Raw genomic sequence first — 20,000 nt, forward strand, 5'->3', positions numbered from 1 at the left:
CGTTCTAAGTGCTGTGAAGTCAGACCGTAAGGACTGGTGGAGCGCTTAGAAGTGAGAATGCCGGTATGAGTAGCGAAAGACAAGTGAGAATCTTGTCCACCGAATGCCTAAGGTTTCCTGAGGAAGGCTCGTCCGCTCAGGGTTAGTCGGGACCTAAGCCGAGGCTGAAAAGCGTAGGCGATGGCCAACAGGTTGATATTCCTGTACCACCTCCCCGCCGTTTGAGTAATGGGGGGACGCAGTAGGATAGGGTAAGCGCGCTGCTGGATATGCGCGTTCAAGCAGTTAGGCTGATGAGTAGGCAAATCCGCTCATCATAAAGGCTGAGCTGTGATGACGAGGGAATTATAGTACCGAAGTTCCTGATTCCACACTGCCAAGAAAAGCCTCTAGCGAGGCGGGAGGTGCCCGTACCGCAAACCGACACAGGTAGGCGAGGAGAGAATCCTAAGGTGATCGAGAGAACTCTCGTTAAGGAACTCGGCAAAATGACCCCGTAACTTCGGGAGAAGGGGTGCTCTGGTAGGGTGTATAGCCCGAGAGAGCCGCAGTGAATAGGCCCAGGCGACTGTTTAGCAAAAACACAGGTCTCTGCGAAGCCGCAAGGCGAAGTATAGGGGCTGACGCCTGCCCGGTGCTGGAAGGTTAAGAGGAGGGGTTATCCTTTGGGAGAAGCTCTGAATCGAAGCCCCAGTAAACGGCGGCCGTAACTATAACGGTCCTAAGGTAGCGAAATTCCTTGTCGGGTAAGTTCCGACCCGCACGAAAGGCGTAACGATCTGGGCACTGTCTCAACGAGAGACTCGGTGAAATTATAGTACCTGTGAAGATGCAGGTTACCCGCGACAGGACGGAAAGACCCCGTGGAGCTTTACTGTAGCCTGATATTGAATTTTGGTACAGCTTGTACAGGATAGGTAGGAGCCTGAGAAGCCGGAGCGCTAGCTTCGGTGGAGGCGTCGGTGGGATACTACCCTGGCTGTATTGAAATTCTAACCCGCGGCCCTGATCGGGCCGGGAGACAGTGTCAGGTGGGCAGTTTGACTGGGGCGGTCGCCTCCTAAAATGTAACGGAGGCGCCCAAAGGTTCCCTCAGAATGGTTGGAAATCATTCGTAGAGTGTAAAGGCACAAGGGAGCTTGACTGCGAGACCTACAAGTCGAGCAGGGACGAAAGTCGGGCTTAGTGATCCGGTGGTTCCGCATGGAAGGGCCATCGCTCAACGGATAAAAGCTACCCCGGGGATAACAGGCTTATCTCCCCCAAGAGTCCACATCGACGGGGAGGTTTGGCACCTCGATGTCGGCTCATCGCATCCTGGGGCTGTAGTCGGTCCCAAGGGTTGGGCTGTTCGCCCATTAAAGCGGTACGCGAGCTGGGTTCAGAACGTCGTGAGACAGTTCGGTCCCTATCCGTCGTGGGCGTAGGAAATTTGAGAGGAGCTGTCCTTAGTACGAGAGGACCGGGATGGACACACCGCTGGTGTACCAGTTGTCTTGCCAAAGGCATCGCTGGGTAGCTATGTGTGGACGGGATAAGTGCTGAAAGCATCTAAGCATGAAGCCCCCCTCAAGATGAGATTTCCCATAGCGCAAGCTAGTAAGATCCCTGAAAGATGATCAGGTTGATAGGTCAGAGGTGGAAGCGTGGCGACATGTGTAGCTGACTGATACTAATCGATCGAGGACTTAACCAAACTTTAAAAGCGTAAGCTTTACTCAGCAAACTGTTACCTAGTTTTGAGAGAACAATCTCATATAAATGTCTAGTGATAATGGCAAAGAGGTCACACCCGTTCCCATACCGAACACGGAAGTTAAGCTCTTTAGCGCCGATGGTAGTTGGGACTTTGTCCCTGTGAGAGTAGGACATCGCTAGGCATTTTTATTTTGCTTTTTTATCATCGCGGGGTGGAGCAGTTCGGTAGCTCGTCGGGCTCATAACCCGAAGGTCGCAGGTTCAAATCCTGTCCCCGCAACCAACATGGTCCCGTGGTGTAGCGGTTAACATGCCTGCCTGTCACGCAGGAGATCGCGGGTTCGATTCCCGTCGGGACCGCCATTTTTTAGAAACGAAACAATGTGTTTCGTCTTTTTTATTGTTTGAACCATTTTTATATAAAACTTTACCGTCCTTAGGAGCAATCCTAAGGAATTTTTTATATACAAAGAAATTTCTTTATAGAATTGCGATGTTAAAGATTGTTGGATTTCTTACTGGATATGTATAGTCCACAACGTTTACAATATATATATACAGATTGAAATGAGGTTCTGAATGAATGACAGAGATTAACGAATTTACGTTTATGTCTACGTCTCCTGATGAAACTAATCAGCTGGCTGCTCGTCTAGCAACTTTATTAGAAGCTGGTGACGTGCTGCTGCTCGAAGGCGATTTGGGGGCTGGAAAGACAACATTCACAAAAAGTTTAGCTAAAGGATTAGGAATTGAACGCAATGTGAATAGCCCGACATTTACTATCATTAAAGAATACAAAAGCGGTCGCCTTCCTCTTTATCATATGGATGTGTACCGTCTAGGGGATGAATTTGAAGACCTAGGGTTCGATGAGTATTTTGAAGGAGATGGCGTGACGGTCGTGGAGTGGGCTCATCTGATTGAAGAGCAGCTTCCTAATGAATATATTCAAATCAATATTTACCATGAAAACGAAACGACTCGTAAAATCCTTGTAAAAGCGATGGGGAGTCGGTACGTTGAAATATGTAAGGAGCTTTTTAAAAGATGAAAATGTTAGCCATTGATACATCCAATTTTGTCATGGGTGTTGCTGTCGTTGAAGAAAACAAAGTGATTGGAGAAATTATTACGAATCTAAAAAAGAATCACTCCGTTCGTGTGATGAACGCTGTGGAATCTCTGTTAAAAGATTGTGATATTGCGCCAAGCGAGCTAGACCGCATTGTAGTGGCGCACGGTCCTGGGTCTTATACAGGTGTACGCATTGGCGTTACCATTGCCAAGACACTTGCTTGGACTTTAAATATTCCTTTAATAGGTGTATCTAGCCTTGAGGCACTAGCAGCAAACGGTCGCTATTTTGATGGATATATTGCTCCGTTATTTGATGCGCGCCGTCAACAGCTTTATACAGGACTATATGAATGGAATAACGAACGAGGTCTTCTAGAAGTTGAAAGTGATCGACTTGTTATTAATAAGGACTGGGCGGAACATTTAAAGTTATACAACAAACCTATTTTATTCATAGGCAATGATCTTCCCATGCATGAAGAGGCGTTAAAAGAAGTGTTGGGTGAACAAGCTGTATTTGCCCATGTTCAGCAGTTTAATCCAAGACCAAGTGAATTGGCTTTCTTAGGAATGAAGAAAGAGCCGCAGTCTGTGCATACTTTTGTTCCGAACTACATTCGTTTAGCTGAAGCCGAAGCCAACTGGCTTGCTTCACAGCAAAAAGGATAAAAGAAGGTATAAACATGAAACTAACAATTAAGTTTCGTTTAATGGAAGTTAAAGATATTGATCAAGTAGTGAAAATCGAAGAGAAGTCTTTTACGACACCTTGGAGTTCAGAAGCGTTTCAAAATGAGTTAACCAATAATCAATTTTCAACTTACATTGTGATGGAAGAAGGAGAAAATATTATTGGGTATTGCGGAACGTGGATTGTTATTGACGAAGCACATGTAACCAACATTGCGCTATTGCCAGACTACCGAGGTAAGGGACTCGGTGAATTGCTGCTGCGCAACGTGGTGGATGTTCTTCGAAAACTAGGTGCTACGTCAATGACATTAGAAGTTAGGGTATCTAATCATATTGCACAATCATTGTATCAAAAGCTAGGTTTTAAACCTGGAGGTATTCGTAAGAATTATTATTCTGATAACAATGAGGATGCATTAGTTATGTGGGTGAATTTATGAGTAAAAATCAATTAATTTTAGCATTAGAAACAAGCTGTGATGAGACAGCAGCAGCCGTGATTCGAAACGGTCATGAAATTGTAGCCAATGTGGTGGCATCACAAATAGAAAGCCATAAACGATTTGGCGGTGTCGTACCGGAGATTGCATCTCGTCATCATGTGGAACAAATTACGGTAGTAGTTGAAGAAACTTTAAATCAAGCGAACTTGACGTTTGCAGATATTGATGCAATAGCTGTAACGGAAGGACCTGGGCTTGTGGGAGCACTTCTTATTGGCGTAAATGCAGCCAAAGCGCTAGCATTTGCACATCAGAAGCCATTAATTGGTGTTCATCATATTGCAGGACATATTTATGCAAATCAGTTAATCAAAAAATTAGAATTCCCGCTTTTATCACTAGTTGTATCTGGAGGGCATACGGAGCTTGTATACATGGAAAGTCACGGTCAGTTTAAAGTGATTGGTGAAACGAGAGATGATGCAGCAGGAGAAGCCTACGATAAAGTAGCCCGCACGTTAAACCTTCCATATCCAGGCGGACCGCATATTGACCGCCTTGCACATGAAGGAGAGCCATTAATTGATTTGCCGCGTGCTTGGCTAGAAGAAGGATCCTATGATTTTAGTTTCAGTGGGTTAAAATCCGCAGTTATTAACACTGTCCACAACGCGAAGCAAAAAGGTGAAGAAATTCTTCCCCAAACGCTTGCTGCTAGCTTTCAAGCGAGTGTTATTGATGTGTTAGTAACTAAAACCGTTAAAGCTGCAAAGGAATATAACGTTAAGCAAGTGTTAGTAGCAGGAGGGGTTGCTGCTAATAAAGGACTTAGAGCAGCGCTAGAAGAGGCATTTGCACCATTATCAAACATTGAGCTTATTATCCCGCCGCTGTCTCTATGCACGGATAATGCCGCAATGATTGGAGCAGCAGCAAGTGTACGATTTGCTCAAGGAAAACGTTCAGATATGTCATTAAACGCAAACCCCGGTTTGGACTTGGAAGAGTAAGAGACGAATGAGATTCATTTCTCATTCGTCTTTTTTGTGGATAAAAATGATTTATCAACAATATTCAATAAATTTAGAATTAACTGTGGATAATTATGTGGAAAAGTCCGTGCACTCAGTACACGGACCTGTTATCAACAAGTTTTAATTATAAAAATCAGACAGATATCCACTATTTATTCACAGAGTGGATAAAGCTTGTTCTAAAGCGCATGAACAAGTAAATAGGATGAATAAATACGAAAAAATATAGGCTATTCTTCTAGAAGAAGCTGTAATTCTTCCCACTCTTCCATTAATGTGGATAACTGTGAAGAAATTTTTTCATTTTCACCGTTTAATCTTGATACTTCTTCGTGGTTTTGATAAATTTCGGGATCACAAAGAAGTTCTTCATTCTCCGCTTGTGCGGCTTCTAATTTGTTTACTTCAGTTTCAATTTCTTCAATGCGGCGCGTTCGCTGCCTCATCAATTTCTTTTGTTCTTTATCTTGTTTATAGGACTGTTTATCTACTTTTACAGTACGTTCTTCGTTTGCTTTTATATTTTCTAATTCTTTGATTTCCTCTATTTCTGCTTTCTTTTCTACATAATAGTCATAATCTCCAAGAAATTCTTCTACTCCTTCAGGAGATAGCTCTGCTATTTTGTTTGCAATACGGTTAATAAAATAACGGTCATGTGAAACAAATAACAGAGTTCCTGGGTAATCGATTAACGCATTCTCGAGTACTTGTTTGCTATCTAAATCAAGATGGTTAGTAGGTTCATCTAAAATTAAGAAATTAGCTTTTTGAAGCATAAGCTTCGCAAGAGCCAAACGTGCTTTTTCACCACCGCTAAGCGTGGAAACGATTTTCAGTACATCATCACCTGAAAACAGAAAATTTCCAAGCGCTGTACGAATTTCTTTTTCAGGTTTGGATGGGTAGTCATCCCAAAGCTCATTTAAAACGGTCTTATTAGACGTTAAATTAGCTTGCTCTTGGTCGTAATAACCAACCATTACGTTTGAGCCAAAAGAAATGGTTCCAGTCTTGAAGCTTAGTTTATCCACAATACCTTTTAATAACGTAGATTTCCCAACTCCATTAGGGCCAACCAACGCAAGGCTTTCACCTTTTTTAATCCGAAGGTTTGCCTGCTGAACAATATATTTGTGTTCATCATATCCAATAGACACGTTTTCGAGATTTAAGACTTCATTTCCGCTTTGACGCTCAATTTCAAACGAAAAACTAGCTGATTTTTCGCCTTCGTTAGGTCGATTTATTAACTCCATTCGATCGAGCTGTTTACGTCTGCTTTGCGCACGTTTTGTAGTCGATGCGCGGGCGATGTTTCGCTGAATAAAATCATTCAGTTTTGCGACTTCATCTTGCTGCTTTTCGTACTGACGCAACTCTTTTTCATATCGCTCTGCTTTTTGTACAAGGTATTTAGAGTAGTTGCCCGTGTACTTCACCGTTGTTTTTTGTGTGACTTCATACACTTGATTTACGACTTTATCAAGGAAGTAACGATCGTGTGAAACAATTAAAATAGCTCCTTCATACCCTTGCAGAAACTGTTCCAGCCATGCTAAAGTTTCAATATCTAAGTGGTTGGTAGGCTCATCGAGAATAAGTAAGTCCGGCTTTGTTAAAAGCAGTTTTGCAAGCGCCAAGCGTGTTTTTTGTCCACCGCTCAAGGAGGAAATAGGGGTGCTATAGTCAAAGTTTGAAAAACGGAAACCGTGAAGAATAGATCGTGTATCCGCTTCATATTGATAGCCGCCTAAATCTTTGAACGTTACTTGAAGCTGATCGTACTCTTTGGTTAGTTTTTCGTATTGAACTGAATCATTAAAAATGTCTGGATCGCCCATCTTCGTTTCAAGCGTACGTAATTCTTTTTCCATCTTCTTTAACGGAGCAAAGACAGTCATCATTTCTTCCCATATGGAGAGTGTTGACTCAAGAACTGTATCTTGTCCCATATAATCAATGGAAACACCTTTAGGTTTAATAATTTCTCCGCTGTCATAAGAAAGCTGCTCAGCAATAATTTTTAATAAAGTTGATTTACCAGCACCGTTTCGTCCCACTAGGGCAATGCGGTCTTTTGATTGTACTTCTAACTTTATATTCGATAAAATGGGTTCTGCCCCATAGTATTTTGTAATACCGTTCAATTGTAGAATAATCATTTTTTCACCTCTAGTAGTATATCCATAGTGTATTTTAACATATTCTCAACTACAAGTTCTTCCTACAAGCGTTTGTAATTTGTACAGGGACAAGGAAAAATGGTGAAGCGAATGTTTTGATTCATGAAATAAAATGATTTTACGTGCACATTTTATACAGGATACTATGTTAAAATAAGAGATAAGTGCATCTCTGAACTTATATATGATGGATGTAGAAAATCCGTCATGACTAACAAACGAATCCTTTGAAGGGCTAATTGCTTCGTTCTAGCTAACGACTTTAAATAGTGCTGGATAGACAAAAGCCGTCGGGGTGTGAAGCGGAGTATATATAAAACAAGAGAAAAGAGAGAGAATTGGAAGCGCTACCTCAAAGCGGTTGATGCTTTGTGAAAGGTAATGCAATATGACTTGAAAATGTTAGTAATGACATACATGAACTGAGGGGGTACAACGTGAACACTGAACAATTAAAAATACCACAAGCAACGGCTAAACGATTGCCGCTTTATTATCGTTTTTTAAAAAACTTGCATGCTTCTGGTAAACAGCGTGTTTCGTCAGCAGAGTTAAGTGAGGCAGTGAAAGTTGATTCTGCTACTATTCGTCGGGACTTTTCTTATTTTGGAGCATTAGGGAAAAAGGGATACGGCTACAATGTGAATTATTTACTTACATTTTTCCGTAAAACGTTAGACCAAGATGAAGTAACGAAAGTAGCACTGATTGGCGTGGGGAATCTGGGAACGGCCTTTTTAAATTATAATTTTATTAAAAATAATAACACCAAAATTGAGTGCGCTTTTGATGTGATAGAAGATAAAGTCGGTACAAAAGTAGGTGACGTGCCGGTTTATCACCTTGACCAATTGGAAGATTATATGAGTGATGATATCTCAGTGGCGATTTTAACCGTTCCTGCCACTGTTGCTCAGCAAATTACCGATCGTTTAGTGAACTGCGGAATTAAAGGGATTCTAAACTTCACTCCTGCACGCTTAAACGTACCGGATGAGATTCGACTACATCATATTGATCTTGCTGTAGAATTACAGTCGCTTGTCTATTTTTTGAAAAATTATCCTGTTGAATAAGGTGGACTGTGTTACGATTTCCTTAAGTCTAAATTAATAAGGAGAGTGGGAATATGGGGATTGGAGCAGGCAGTTGGATTATTATTGCGATTGTAGCACTGCTTATTTTTGGACCGAAACGGTTACCGGAGCTAGGAAGGTCAGTCGGGCAAACGCTTAGAGAGTTTAAGCATGCCGCTAGCGGTGCATCAGAAGATCGTGAAAAAGATAAACAGCGTCAAGTAGATGACAAAGAGTAAAAGGGTGATCATAGTATGACTGAACAAGAAATGTCAATATATGATCATATAGGAGAGCTGCGAAAACGCATTTTAATTGTTTTATTTTTCTTTGTCATTGCCACAATTGGCGGCTTTTTTATAGCGGATAAGGTTATTGTCTATTTACAGCATGCTGATGAGGCAAAAAATTTAACGATGAATGCATTTAGGCTAACAGATCCAGTTAAGATTTATATGCAGTTTGCTGTTATTATCGGCTGTGTACTTGCAGCTCCTGTTGCACTGTATCAACTTTGGGCATTTATTAGTCCTGGTTTATATGAAAAAGAGCGTAAGGTAACGCTTGGATATATTCCTGTTTCCATTTTTCTCTTTATCGGCGGTGTCTCTTTTTCTTATTTTGTGTTGTTTCCATTTGTCGTCGATTTTATGACGCGCGTTTCTGATGAGCTGAATGTAAACCAAGTGATTGGCATTAATGAATACTTTTCTTTTTTAATGCAGCTCACACTGCCTTTTGGCCTGTTGTTTCAGCTTCCTGTCGTCGTCATGTTTTTGACGCGATTAGGAATTATAACGCCTATGTTTTTATCTCAAATTCGAAAGTATGCCTATTTCGTACTGCTAGTTATTGCCGCACTTATTACACCACCGGAATTGCTCTCGCACATGATGGTGACAGTGCCGCTCTTAATTTTGTATGAAATCAGCATCATTATTTCCCGCATTTCGTATCGCAAAGTGTTAAAGGCAAGGGCAGAGCAAGAAAGAGAAGATGTTAGTATGTAAAAAAACCACTGAAACAGTGGTTTTTTTTATTTAGATGAATCATCTTGATTTTTATATTGCTGCTGCAACTTTTTAATTTTATAGTGCAAGATAAAAATGCGAACCGCAAATCTGAAATCGAATGCGGCTACGAGTGCAAATAAGATCGTAGGGAAGTTCCACACGGTTTCCTGAGCATTTTGAATGGCCAGGTAGGTGAATAAAATCCCCATAATAATATAAATAAACCCTCGTGTTAAAGGGATATTCTTCATAAAAACATGCCTCCAAAAATAAACTGCATTTGTTCTGCTTGCTTTTGCATTTCTATAATTTTATCTGCAAAAATAGTTTGAGATAAAATAACGATTGTATTCATCAACACGTGAGCAATAATGGGTACAATAATTAGTTTTGTTCTTGCATAAAGGAATGCAAATACAAATCCCATGGCTGTATACACGAGCAAATGTTTAAAATCCCAGTGTACGGCAGCGAAAATAAGGGAACTAATAAATGCAGAGATAAAAAAATTATATCGTTTGTGAAGAGAGCCGAAAATAATCTTTCGAAAAATAATCTCTTCTAGAATTGGTCCAATAACAGACGTAACGACAATGAGGAACGGCGTTGCTTTAACAAGATTAACAATATTTTGTGTGTTTTCAGATACTTGGGTAATGCCAAGAGCGTGCTCAATCATACCTGCTACAGCTTGACCAGCCATAGCCAAGAACACCCCAAGGACTGACCAGACAACAGTTACCGTTGTTCCCGCATGTTCTATACGCATGGACATGTCACGGCGCAGCAGCAGTAAGACAATAAGTAAACCAATGATAAAGCTAATGATGGTCCAATAAGTCAAAAGCATGACATTCGCTGTTCGAACTGGATATTGATCAAACATTCCTGTTAATTTTAACAGCGGTATACCAACAACTCCTGAAAACTGCATAAGGATGTAGGTGAGGATAACATACCAATAACGTTTTTCCAATCTTCTATACTCCTTTAAAAGGTTTTTATGTATATATGTCGAAGAAGTACTGTGAAGTTAGTAATTTCTTCTTGCTCGTATTGTAACATACATATTATTGAACAGAGAAAAGAATGCTTTATTTCTCAAAATCGTCGAAATCTAAGACTATTATATGTAGTTGTCGTAAATTTTAAATTTTTTTTGTTTAATACTTGCAAAAAAAACCCACTTTGTTTTAATATAATAATTGTGTTAGCACTCGTTGAGGTTGAGTGCTAATAAAAATGCAAACATATTATTTGAGGAGGTTGTTTCACTTGTTAAAGCCATTAGGTGATCGCGTAGTGATTGAACTTGTAAAATCTGAGGAAAAAACAGCAAGCGGTATCGTGTTACCGGACAGTGCAAAAGAAAAACCACAAGAGGGTAAAATTGTGGCTGTTGGTACAGGCCGAGTATTAGAAAGCGGTGAGCGTGTAGCTTTAGAAGTAGCTGCAGGCGATCGTATCATCTTCTCAAAATATGCAGGTACTGAAGTGAAATATGAAGGTACTGAATACTTAATTTTACGCGAAAGCGATATTTTAGCTGTAATCGGCTAATTTTAACCACAAACTTATCATACGTAAAAAATAGATTATTAAGAATATCTTGAGGAGGTCAAAGAACATGGCAAAAGACATTAAATTTAGCGAAGAAGCACGTCGCGCAATGCTACGTGGTGTAGATACATTAGCAAATGCGGTAAAAGTAACGCTTGGACCAAAAGGTCGTAACGTTGTATTAGAAAAGAAATTCGGTTCACCGCTTATTACAAATGACGGTGTAACAATTGCAAAAGAAATCGAATTAGAAGACGCATTTGAAAATATGGGTGCTAAATTAGTAGCTGAAGTTGCTAGCAAAACAAACGACGTTGCTGGTGACGGTACAACTACTGCAACAGTTTTAGCGCAAGCAATGATCAGAGAAGGCCTTAAAAACGTAACGGCTGGTGCTAACCCAATGGGTATCCGTAAAGGTATGGAAAAAGCTGTAGCTGTAGCGGTTGAAGAACTAAAAGCAATCTCTAAACCAATTCAAGGTAAAGATTCAATTGCTCAAGTAGCGGCTATCTCAGCGGCTGACGAAGAAGTAGGTCAACTAATCGCTGAAGCAATGGAGCGCGTTGGTAACGACGGCGTTATCACACTTGAAGAGTCAAAAGGTTTCACAACTGAATTAGAAGTGGTAGAAGGTATGCAGTTTGACCGTGGATATGCATCTCCTTACATGGTAACTGATTCAGATAAAATGGAAGCTGTATTAGATGACCCGTACATCTTAATTACAGACAAAAAAATCGGTAACATTCAAGAAATCTTACCGGTATTAGAGCAAGTTGTTCAACAAGGCAAGCCTCTATTAATCATCGCTGAAGACGTAGAAGGCGAAGCTTTAGCAACATTAGTTGTGAACAAACTTCGCGGTACATTTACAGCTGTAGCTGTTAAAGCTCCTGGTTTCGGTGATCGTCGTAAAGCAATGCTACAAGACGTTGCGATCTTAACAGGCGGAGAAGTAATCACTGAAGAGCTTGGTCTTGACCTGAAAACAGCAAGCATCGACCAATTAGGTCGCGCTTCTAAAATTGTTGTAACAAAAGAAAATACAACAGTTGTAAACGGTGCAGGAAACGCAGAAGATATCCTAGCACGCGTAAACCAAATCAAAGCTCAGCTTGAAGAAACAACTTCAGAGTTTGACCGCGAAAAATTACAAGAGCGCTTAGCAAAACTTGCTGGTGGCGTAGCTGTAATTAAAGTTGGTGCGGCAACTGAAACTGAGTTAAAAGAACGTAAATTACGTATTGAAGATGCATTAAACTCTACGCGCGCTGCGGTTGAAGAAGGTATCGTAGCTGGTGGTGGTACTGCATTAGTAAATATCTATAATAAAGTAGCAAGCATCGAAGCTGACGGTGACACTGCTACAGGTATCAACATCGTATTACGTGCGATTGAAGAGCCTGTACGTCAAATCGCTCACAACGCTGGTTTAGAAGGATCCGTAATCGTTGAGCGTCTAAAAGGCGAAGCAGTTGGAACTGGATTTAACGCTGCAACTGGCGAGTGGGTAAATATGCTAGACACTGGTATCGTTGACCCAACAAAAGTAACGCGTTCAGCTCTTCAAAATGCTTCTTCTGTAGCGGCTATGTTCTTAACAACTGAAGCAGTTGTTGCTGACAAGCCAGAAGAAAACGCAGCTCCTGCAATGCCTGACATGGGCGGCATGGGTGGAATGGGCGGCATGATGTAATCACTGCCCTCTCTGAAAAAGCGATCAAGTACTCACTTGGTCGCTTTTTTGCGTGCATTAATATTTTCAGATTTTTTTAAAATTTGTTAAGATAGTACTATGTTTATTGAAAAACATACTAAACTCAAGGCTTAACTGAGTTTTAAGGGGGAGCTTCGTTGATTCAGCTCGATCATATTAATAGTAAATTAAATCAAGTATTAGAAAACATCGATCAAATTGTAATTGGAAAGCGTCATGTATCTACGTTGAGTTTAGTTGCTTTGCTTGCAAAGGGGCATATTTTGCTTGAAGATGTGCCGGGTGTGGGGAAAACGATGCTCGTGAAGGCACTGGCCAAATCGATTGATGCCGAGTTTAAACGAATTCAATTCACGCCTGATTTGCTGCCGTCCGATGTAACAGGTGTTTCTATCTACAGTCCGAAAGACATGGAATTTCATTTTCGTCCAGGTCCTATCATGAGCCACATTGTACTCGCTGATGAGATTAACAGGACTTCTCCTAAAACCCAATCGGCGCTTTTAGAAGCAATGGCTGAGCATCATGTAACAACCGATGGTATCACCCGGGAAATTCCAGCACCTTTTTTTGTGATGGCTACTCAAAATCCTGTTGATTTTGATGGGACCTATCATTTGCCGGAAGCACAGCTGGATCGTTTTTTATTCAAATTAAGCATGGGGTATCCTACGCAAGAAGAGGAGCTTCAAATTTTAAATGGCGTATCCACCCAGATCAACCTTGAAGATGTCAAACCCGTCATGAGCATTCCAGAATTAGTACAGGCTCAAAAAGCTGTAAGCAGTATTTATGTAGACGATGCGATCAAGCACTATATCATTGAAATCATTCGTAAAACGCGCTCTCATCCACATGTTTCGTTAGGTATTAGTCCTCGTGGAACGGTTTCATTTATGAAGGCCGTTCAAGCATATGCTTTAGTGAAGGGAAGAGATTACTGTCTTCCTGATGATGTTCAAGAGCTTGCTTCGTATGTGTGTGCACATCGATTAACGCTAAGACCTGATACCCAGTACAGCGGCTTAACAGCGAGTGATGTGATGAAGCAAATTATGGCTGATACGAAAGTACCTGTTAAAAGGTAAGAGGGTACTTTATGAAACAGTATATAAAAGTGATATGGAATAAATGTAGAGACTGGTTCGTTTTATTTTGCATCTTTGCTGCTACGTTTTCTTACGCCATGTTTCAAGGGGGATTTGTCAGCTGGTTTTTATTTTATAGCTTCTTACCTTTTGGGTTATATGCGGTAGCCGTTTTGCTTTATCCGTTAAAGAAATGGAATGTTACTCGTGATGTGAAGCTACAGCCTCGATTCGCTGGAGATTATCTTTCGTATGACATTCACATTACACGCTCCTCGGCTTTTCCTGTTTATATGGCAGCAGTGAAAGAGGAGAGTAACTTTTTAGATCAAGAAGAAAGAACAATTTATCCGCTTTTTCAACGAAACGCCGTTATTCCGTATAAAAGATCGTTTGTAGAAAGAGGAGAATATGAATTTTTTACGATTTCGATTGAGCTGAGTGATTTATTAGGAATTGTAAAAAAGAAGGCATATTATCCGCTGCAGCAGCGATTTATCGTTTATCCTCAGATTCATGAGATAGATATTCCATTTCTTTTAGCAGGAATAGAAGAAGGGAAAAATGAAGTTTCGACGGGGAATCAATCTACTACGTTAGTGACAGGCATTAGAGAATATCAGCCGGGTGACCGATTAGGGTCTATTGATTGGAAGGCGACGGCTCGTAAAGCTACGCTGATTTCTAAAGAGTTCGGTCATTATCATGAACGGAGTATGATTATCATTGCAGATGTTATAAGCTCTCTATACTTTGAAGAACGAATGAGCTTTCTGGCATCCATGCTCATTCACGAAGAAACCAAGCGTAAAAAAGTCGATTTTCTTTTAGCTGGAGATGCAATTTTTTTACCAAAAACCTCTGAACAAAGTGAGTCTGATAACCTGTTGTATCACTTAGCACGTGCCCAGCCTGTTAACAATCGAGCATTCGAAACAGAACTTAAGAGTATTGCCATTCAAAAACAGCATTCTTTTATGGTCATTGTCAGTCAAGTTACAGGGACTCTTATTGGGCAGGTTCAATCTAAGCTGAGTCTCCATGCTAAGGCATCAATAATTGTCGTTAAAGATGAAGGAGCAGGGCTTAGTGACGAAGAGACGGTTATTGTAAATAGAATACAATCTTCTGCTTTAACGATTGAAGTCGTTAATATTCCTCTTCCTCTATCATCTAAAGGAAGTGAGGGCGGAAATAAGTGAATAAATCAGCTTTGTATGTAAAAAACATCTTATTGTACGCGGGAGCATTCTTTTTATTAGTGGAATGGCTTCTTCCTTTAAATGAAGTGACGGATACCAATCAAATTCAGTACTTTATCTTGTTTGTTGCTTACTGTTTTTTGTGTTTAACGTTTCGCTTGCCGTTTATCGTGATGACGTTAGGGAGTATATTGTTTATTTTGTTTTCGCTTCACAATCTTTATTTTCAAGGAGCCTTCTTTTCTTCAGACTGGCTTCCGAGACTGTTGGGAATTCTTCAGTCAGATGCACAAAGTATCATGGAGTGGAATATAGCGAATTTATCATTTGAAATGAGGAGCACTTTATTTTTTGTACTGCTTTGGATTATGGCTTATTTAATTCGATATTGGATCTTTTATCAAAAAAGAATTTTCTTCTTTTTCTTCTTAACCATTTTGTATATTACCGTGTTGGATACCTTTTCTACTTACGATGCGGGAGCTGCTATTATTCGTGTGACGATTATCGGATTTTTATTAGTAGCCATGCTTCGCATAAATCCTGAACGTATAAAAGCTGCGAGCACTGAGCGTTTAGAAAATAGAAGACGATCGTTTCTTTTTCTGGGCAGCTTTTTAGCTATCGTCATTGTGCTGGCTTATCTCGCCCCTAAACCAGGGCCGCAGTGGCCAGATCCCGTACCTTTTATCACAGCGCATACAACAAATCAAGGACAGGGAGAATCTCCAAACGGCCAACGAATTGGCTATGATATGGACGATTCTAAATTGGGGGGATCGTTTGTCAATGATGATACGGTTGTGTTTACAGCCAAAGTAGAGGATGAGCACTATTGGCGTATTGAAACGAAGGATGTTTATACAGGTAAGGGGTGGGAGCTGTCTAAAGAGGAAGAAAAAGTGCCCTTTAAAGGAAATGAAAACTTACTCCCTCAATATGACTCAAGTGTAGCAGGACAAGTAAGAAAAGCAGAAGTTACCTATTCGCAGCCTTCTGTTCATCTTATGCATGTTCCTCAACTGCTGTCGCTAACCTTAAAAAATGGCATTCAAACCGATGTTACACCGACAAATGAAAAATTATATCCTTATCAAAATGACAAGCTTGTTACTGTTCAGTCGTATGAGCTGACGTATAAATATCCTGTATTTGATATTGGACTTCTTCAGCAAGCAGAGGAAAAAAAGGCAGAGAGTCTAGAGAATAATAACGAATTTATAGCAAGGTATACACAACTTCCTGCTAACTTGCCGAAACGAGTAAAGGATTTAGCTCGTGAGGTAACAAAAAATAAGAACAATCGTTATGAAAAAGTGAAAGCCATTGAAGAATACTTCCGATCAAATCCATATGTATATGATACTGAAAATGTTCCAATTCCTACGAAAAATAAAGATTATGTGGATCAATTTTTATTTGATACAAAAAGAGGGTACTGTGATAACTTCTCTACTTCTATGGTCGTGCTGCTTCGTTCATTAGATGTTCCTGCTCGGTGGGTAAAGGGCTATACAGAAGGTGATGCCACCGTCATTTCAGGAAGTAGTAAGTGGACAACCTATGAAATTACACAAAATAATGCTCATTCTTGGGTCGAAGTCTATTTTCCAGGAGCGGGTTGGGTACCTTTTGAACCAACAAAAAGTTTTTCTAATCCTTATGATTTTGTAGATAGCCAATCTAACAACTCTAGTGAAAATAGTCAGAGGGAAGAAGAGAAACAAGAAACGCAAGTGAAGGAGCAGCCTAAGGAAAAAGAGCTTCCGGCACAAGAAGAAAAAGCGAGAGAAAAAACAGCTTCTCTTCAAAATGCTAAGTTGTCTATGAAGTGGAAAGTGCTTTTTTACGGACTGATTGTAGTTATGTTAATAGTAATATATCTCAATCGATTTAAATGGTTCTTACCTTTTTATATCTCTTTTTATAAAAAGAAAGAGAGAGTGGAAACCTTTGAATCAGCGTATGCTTTTTTACTTAAAAGACTCGCTGCAAATGGACTAAAGCGGCAAGAAAGTCAAACGCTGCGCGACTTTGCAGGAGAAGTAGACGAAAAATTAAATACGGTAAATATGCTAAAATTAACGGAAAAATATGAGCGGGTTTTGTATCGAAATGCAGATTCCATAAAAGAATGGAAAGAGTCGATTGAATTGTGGGAAAATTTAATCAAAAAAACGAGTTCTTGACCATTGTTTCGCGGATTGATAGAATATTCTCGAACTTACTATAAATGTTTCGTATACCTTCATATATCCTCGATAATATGGTTCGAGAGTCTCTACCGGGTCACCTTAAACGATCTGACTATGAAGGCAGAACAGTCTATTTGACGATAAACGTCGTGCTCAACTAGACTTCTGCCTTTGTTTTTTGAGGGAGAAGTCTAGTTTTTTTATATTTTAGGGCATAATAACAAGTGATTATTTACACATTCGGAGAGGTGAACAAGATGGAAGGCATGATTGTTGTATTAGATTTTGGTAGTCAATATAACCAACTGATTACGCGTCGCATTCGCGAGTTCGGAGTATATAGTGAATTGCATCCGCACACAATTACAGCAGAAGAGATTAAAGCATTAAATCCAAAGGGAATTATTTTCTCTGGAGGCCCAAACAGTGTGTACGGTGAAAACGCATTTCACTGCGATGAAAACATTTTTGAATTAGGTATTCCTGTTTTAGGTATTTGTTATGGAATGCAATTAATGACTCATCATTTTGGCGGGAAGGTAGAAGGTGCTAGCCATCGTGAATATGGTAAAGCAGCGATTAACGTACAAAACGATTCATTAATGTACCATGAGTTGCCAAAAGAACAAGTTGTTTGGATGAGTCACGGTGATTTAGTTGTAGAAACACCAGCCGGTTTTGAAGTGGACGCAACTAGCCCATCTTGTCCAATTGCCGCAATGAGTAACAAAGAAAAGAATATGTACGGAGTGCAGTTCCATCCAGAAGTTCGCCATTCAGTGCACGGTAACCATATCTTAAAGAACTTCGTGTTTGAAGTATGTCATGCTGAAGCAAACTGGTCAATCGAGAACTTCATTGAAGTTGAAATGGATAAAATCCGTGAAACAGTTGGAGATAGAAAAGTACTTTGCGCACTTAGCGGTGGAGTAGACTCTTCAGTAGTAGCTGTATTAATTCACAAAGCAATTGGTGATCAGTTAACATGTATGTTCGTAGATCACGGTTTATTACGTAAAGGTGAAGCGGAAAGCGTAATGGAAACATTCAGCGAAGGCTTTAATATGAACGTAATTAAAATCGATGCAAAAGATCGCTTCTTAGAAAAATTAAACGGCGTATCAGATCCTGAACAAAAGCGTAAAATCATCGGTAATGAATTTATCTATGTATTCGATGACGAAGCTGCTAAATTAAAAGGGTTTGATTTCCTAGCTCAAGGTACGCTATACACAGATATTATCGAGAGTGGGACAGCTACAGCCCAAACGATCAAATCTCACCACAACGTAGGTGGATTACCGGAAGATATGCAGTTCAAACTAATCGAACCGTTAAACACGCTATTCAAAGATGAAGTACGTGCATTAGGTTCTGAATTAGGTATCCCTGATAACATCGTTTGGCGTCAACCTTTCCCAGGACCAGGTCTAGGTATTCGTGTACTTGGTGCAATTACGGAAGAGAAGTTAGAAATTGTACGTGAGTCGGATGCTATTTTACGTGAAGAGATTGCAAAAGCTGACTTAGAGCGCGATATCTGGCAATACTTTACGGTTCTTCCTGACATCCGCAGTGTAGGTGTAATGGGAGATGCTCGTACGTATGATTACACAATCGGTATTCGTGCTGTTACATCGATTGATGGTATGACTTCTGACTGGGCGCGTATTCCTTGGGATGTGCTTGAAGTTATCTCAACGCGTATTGTAAACGAAGTTAAGCATATTAACCGCGTAGTGTACGATATTACAAGTAAGCCACCTGCAACAATTGAATGGGAATAATATGTAAGAAAACCGAACAAACGAACATTCTTTTATAAGAATGTTCGTTTTTTGTTGACTTTTTTAAAAAGTTAATGGTAGGATAGTAACATAAAATAGCGAGATATAGCTTTAATGTCGTATAATCTTGGGGATAAGGCCCAAAAGTTTCTACCGAGCTACCGTAAATGGCTTGACTACGAGAAAGTAATACATGTATGTATAAAAATCTTTTGTTTTTTTGGCTCATACATTTCTCTTTTAGTCGATTTTATGCCTTTACGCGCCATAGTGTAGAGGCATTTTTTATGGCTTGCCTAAGTGCATGCGGCTTCTATAAAGGGAGGAAAAAACGTGAAGAAGTATTTTCGTTTTGAAGAGCTGGGTACTAGCTATCGAAAAGAGTTTATAGCTGGCCTTACAACTTTTCTATCTATGGCTTACATTTTATTTGTTAATCCATCTGTGCTATCACTAAGTGATGTAAAGGATCTACCTGACAGTATGAGAATGGACCAAGGGGCTGTATTTACAGCTACTGCTTTAGCTGCAGCTTTGGGATCAATTGTTATGGGAGTGCTTGGTAGATATCCAATTTCATTAGCTCCAGGTATGGGATTAAACGCATTTTTTGCTTATACAGTTGTTCTGACAATGGGAATTCCATGGCAGACGGCTTTAACAGGTGTTATGATATCAGGTGTTATTTTTATTCTTTTAACATTAACAAGCCTGCGAGAAAAAATTATTAATTCTATTCCTATTGAATTAAAAATGGCTGTTGGAGCAGGTATTGGTTTATTTATTAGTTTTATTGGTATGAAAGGTGCCGGAATCATCGTCAAAGATGATGCCACATTTGTTGGACTGGGTGATTTAACTAACCCAACAACGTTACTTGCGGTTTTTGGGATTGTAATTACTATTGTATTAATGGTGCTTCGAGTAAATGCAGCTGTATTTATCGGTATGATTGTAACGGCTGTAGCAGGTATGGCTTTTGGTTTAATTGATACACCTAAAGCAGTTGTTTCATCAGTTCCTAGTCTTGATCCGACGTTTGGGGCAGCTTTTCAAAATATCGGTGATATCTTTACTGTAAAGATGCTAGTCGTCATTTTAACTTTCTTATTTGTTGATTTCTTCGATACAGCAGGTACGATGGTTGCTGTAGCGAGTCAAGCTGGACTTATGAAAGATAATAAACTTCCGCGAGCGGGCAGAGCGTTATTGGCAGATTCTAGTG

17 protein-coding genes, 2 tRNA genes, 2 rRNA genes and 2 riboswitches (2 of these 23 cut by a window edge) are annotated in these 20,000 nt (G+C 40.0%); of the genes, 18 read left to right on the forward strand and 3 right to left on the reverse strand.

Features of this window, described 5'->3' with window-relative positions; genetic code table 11:
- From JNUCC25_RS01265 to tsaD, 8 genes are all read left to right on the forward strand, one after another.
- A 23S ribosomal RNA gene (locus tag JNUCC25_RS01265) occupies positions 1-1,696 on the forward strand (it extends 1,240 nt beyond the left edge of the window).
- A 68-nt stretch (positions 1,697-1,764) separates the two neighbouring features.
- Positions 1,765-1,880: ribosomal RNA gene (gene rrf / locus JNUCC25_RS01270) — 5S ribosomal RNA — on the forward strand.
- 24 nt (positions 1,881-1,904) lie between these two features.
- A tRNA-Met gene (locus JNUCC25_RS01275) sits at positions 1,905-1,981 on the forward strand.
- Between the two features lie 4 nt (positions 1,982-1,985).
- Positions 1,986-2,061 (forward strand) — tRNA-Asp (locus JNUCC25_RS01280).
- Positions 2,062-2,281: 220 nt separating this feature from the next.
- Positions 2,282-2,752, forward strand: coding sequence for a tRNA (adenosine(37)-N6)-threonylcarbamoyltransferase complex ATPase subunit type 1 TsaE (gene tsaE, locus JNUCC25_RS01285; RefSeq protein ID WP_013055016.1), 471 nt, complete (start codon positions 2,282-2,284; stop codon positions 2,750-2,752).
- Positions 2,749-3,447 (forward strand): tRNA (adenosine(37)-N6)-threonylcarbamoyltransferase complex dimerization subunit type 1 TsaB, encoded by a 699-nt coding sequence (gene tsaB, locus JNUCC25_RS01290; RefSeq protein ID WP_013055017.1) that lies wholly within the window; start codon positions 2,749-2,751, stop codon positions 3,445-3,447. The genes tsaE and tsaB overlap by 4 nt, the downstream gene beginning before the upstream one ends.
- 14 nt (positions 3,448-3,461) lie before the next feature.
- Positions 3,462-3,911, forward strand: coding sequence for a ribosomal protein S18-alanine N-acetyltransferase (rimI, locus tag JNUCC25_RS01295; protein WP_064471259.1), 450 nt, complete (start codon positions 3,462-3,464; stop codon positions 3,909-3,911).
- A complete protein-coding gene (tsaD, locus tag JNUCC25_RS01300; protein WP_013055019.1) occupies positions 3,908-4,924 on the forward strand; it encodes a tRNA (adenosine(37)-N6)-threonylcarbamoyltransferase complex transferase subunit TsaD in 1,017 nt (338 codons plus the stop codon). The genes rimI and tsaD overlap by 4 nt, the downstream gene beginning before the upstream one ends.
- A 254-nt stretch (positions 4,925-5,178) precedes the next feature.
- Here tsaD and JNUCC25_RS01305 read toward each other — a convergent pair whose 3' ends face one another.
- On the reverse strand, positions 5,179-7,113 hold the full coding sequence (locus JNUCC25_RS01305) for an ABC-F family ATP-binding cassette domain-containing protein (protein ID WP_013055020.1): 1,935 nt from the start codon (positions 7,111-7,113) through the stop codon (positions 5,179-5,181).
- A gap of 458 nt (positions 7,114-7,571) precedes the next feature.
- Here JNUCC25_RS01305 and JNUCC25_RS01310 point away from each other — a divergent pair, with 458 nt between their 5' ends.
- Genes JNUCC25_RS01310 through tatC form a run of 3 tightly spaced genes read left to right on the forward strand, consistent with a single transcriptional unit; the run spans position 7,572 to position 9,220 of the window.
- A complete protein-coding gene (locus JNUCC25_RS01310) occupies positions 7,572-8,210 on the forward strand; it encodes a redox-sensing transcriptional repressor Rex (protein WP_013055021.1) in 639 nt (212 codons plus the stop codon).
- 53 nt (positions 8,211-8,263) lie between these two features.
- Entirely contained in the window at positions 8,264-8,449 is a 186-nt protein-coding gene (gene tatA, locus JNUCC25_RS01315) for a twin-arginine translocase TatA/TatE family subunit (RefSeq protein ID WP_013055022.1), read from the forward strand.
- Positions 8,450-8,464: 15 nt separating this feature from the next.
- The gene (gene tatC, locus JNUCC25_RS01320) at positions 8,465-9,220 is read left to right on the forward strand and encodes a twin-arginine translocase subunit TatC (protein WP_013055023.1); all 756 of its coding nucleotides are present in this window, start codon (positions 8,465-8,467) and stop codon (positions 9,218-9,220) included.
- A gap of 26 nt (positions 9,221-9,246) precedes the next feature.
- Here the strand turns inward: tatC and JNUCC25_RS01325 are convergent, their stop codons facing one another.
- Both JNUCC25_RS01325 and JNUCC25_RS01330 read right to left on the reverse strand, forming a co-directional pair.
- On the reverse strand, positions 9,247-9,474 hold the full coding sequence (locus tag JNUCC25_RS01325; protein ID WP_013055024.1) for a YdiK family protein: 228 nt from the start codon (positions 9,472-9,474) through the stop codon (positions 9,247-9,249).
- Positions 9,471-10,199: a CPBP family intramembrane glutamic endopeptidase gene (locus JNUCC25_RS01330; RefSeq protein ID WP_029325193.1), complete on the reverse strand. Its 729-nt coding sequence runs from the start codon at positions 10,197-10,199 to the stop codon at positions 9,471-9,473. Before JNUCC25_RS01330 ends, JNUCC25_RS01325 begins: the two co-directional genes overlap by 4 nt.
- Positions 10,200-10,498: 299 nt before the next feature.
- On the opposite strand from JNUCC25_RS01330, the gene groES reads away from it, so the two are divergent.
- The 7 genes from groES to JNUCC25_RS01365 all read left to right on the forward strand — a co-directional run.
- Positions 10,499-10,783 carry a co-chaperone GroES gene (gene groES / locus JNUCC25_RS01335; protein WP_013055026.1) on the forward strand — a complete coding sequence of 95 codons (285 nt, stop codon included), beginning with the start codon at positions 10,499-10,501 and terminating at the stop codon, positions 10,781-10,783.
- A 67-nt stretch (positions 10,784-10,850) separates the two neighbouring features.
- Positions 10,851-12,482 (forward strand): chaperonin GroEL, encoded by a 1,632-nt coding sequence (groL, locus tag JNUCC25_RS01340; RefSeq protein ID WP_013055027.1) that lies wholly within the window; start codon positions 10,851-10,853, stop codon positions 12,480-12,482.
- 158 nt (positions 12,483-12,640) lie between these two features.
- The gene (locus JNUCC25_RS01345; RefSeq protein WP_057274216.1) at positions 12,641-13,591 is read left to right on the forward strand and encodes an AAA family ATPase; all 951 of its coding nucleotides are present in this window, start codon (positions 12,641-12,643) and stop codon (positions 13,589-13,591) included.
- Positions 13,592-13,602: 11 nt separating this feature from the next.
- Entirely contained in the window at positions 13,603-14,793 is a 1,191-nt protein-coding gene (locus tag JNUCC25_RS01350) for a DUF58 domain-containing protein (protein ID WP_098287180.1), read from the forward strand.
- Positions 14,790-16,982, forward strand: a complete 2,193-nt coding sequence (locus JNUCC25_RS01355) for a transglutaminase TgpA family protein (RefSeq protein WP_098287179.1) — start codon at positions 14,790-14,792, stop codon at positions 16,980-16,982. The genes JNUCC25_RS01350 and JNUCC25_RS01355 overlap by 4 nt, the downstream gene beginning before the upstream one ends.
- A gap of 39 nt (positions 16,983-17,021) precedes the next feature.
- Positions 17,022-17,123: riboswitch (purine riboswitch) on the forward strand.
- A 122-nt stretch (positions 17,124-17,245) separates the two neighbouring features.
- The gene (gene guaA / locus JNUCC25_RS01360) at positions 17,246-18,775 is read left to right on the forward strand and encodes a glutamine-hydrolyzing GMP synthase (protein ID WP_028410369.1); all 1,530 of its coding nucleotides are present in this window, start codon (positions 17,246-17,248) and stop codon (positions 18,773-18,775) included.
- A gap of 97 nt (positions 18,776-18,872) precedes the next feature.
- A riboswitch (purine riboswitch) is annotated at positions 18,873-18,974 on the forward strand.
- Positions 18,975-19,108: 134 nt separating this feature from the next.
- Positions 19,109-20,000, forward strand: partial view of an NCS2 family permease gene (locus JNUCC25_RS01365; protein WP_013055032.1) — the 5' portion only. The gene runs 434 nt beyond the window's last position; the window shows 892 of its 1,326 coding nt (coding positions 1-892); the start codon lies at positions 19,109-19,111; its stop codon lies beyond the right edge, outside the window.

Source organism: Priestia sp. JNUCC 25 (assembly GCF_053667915.1).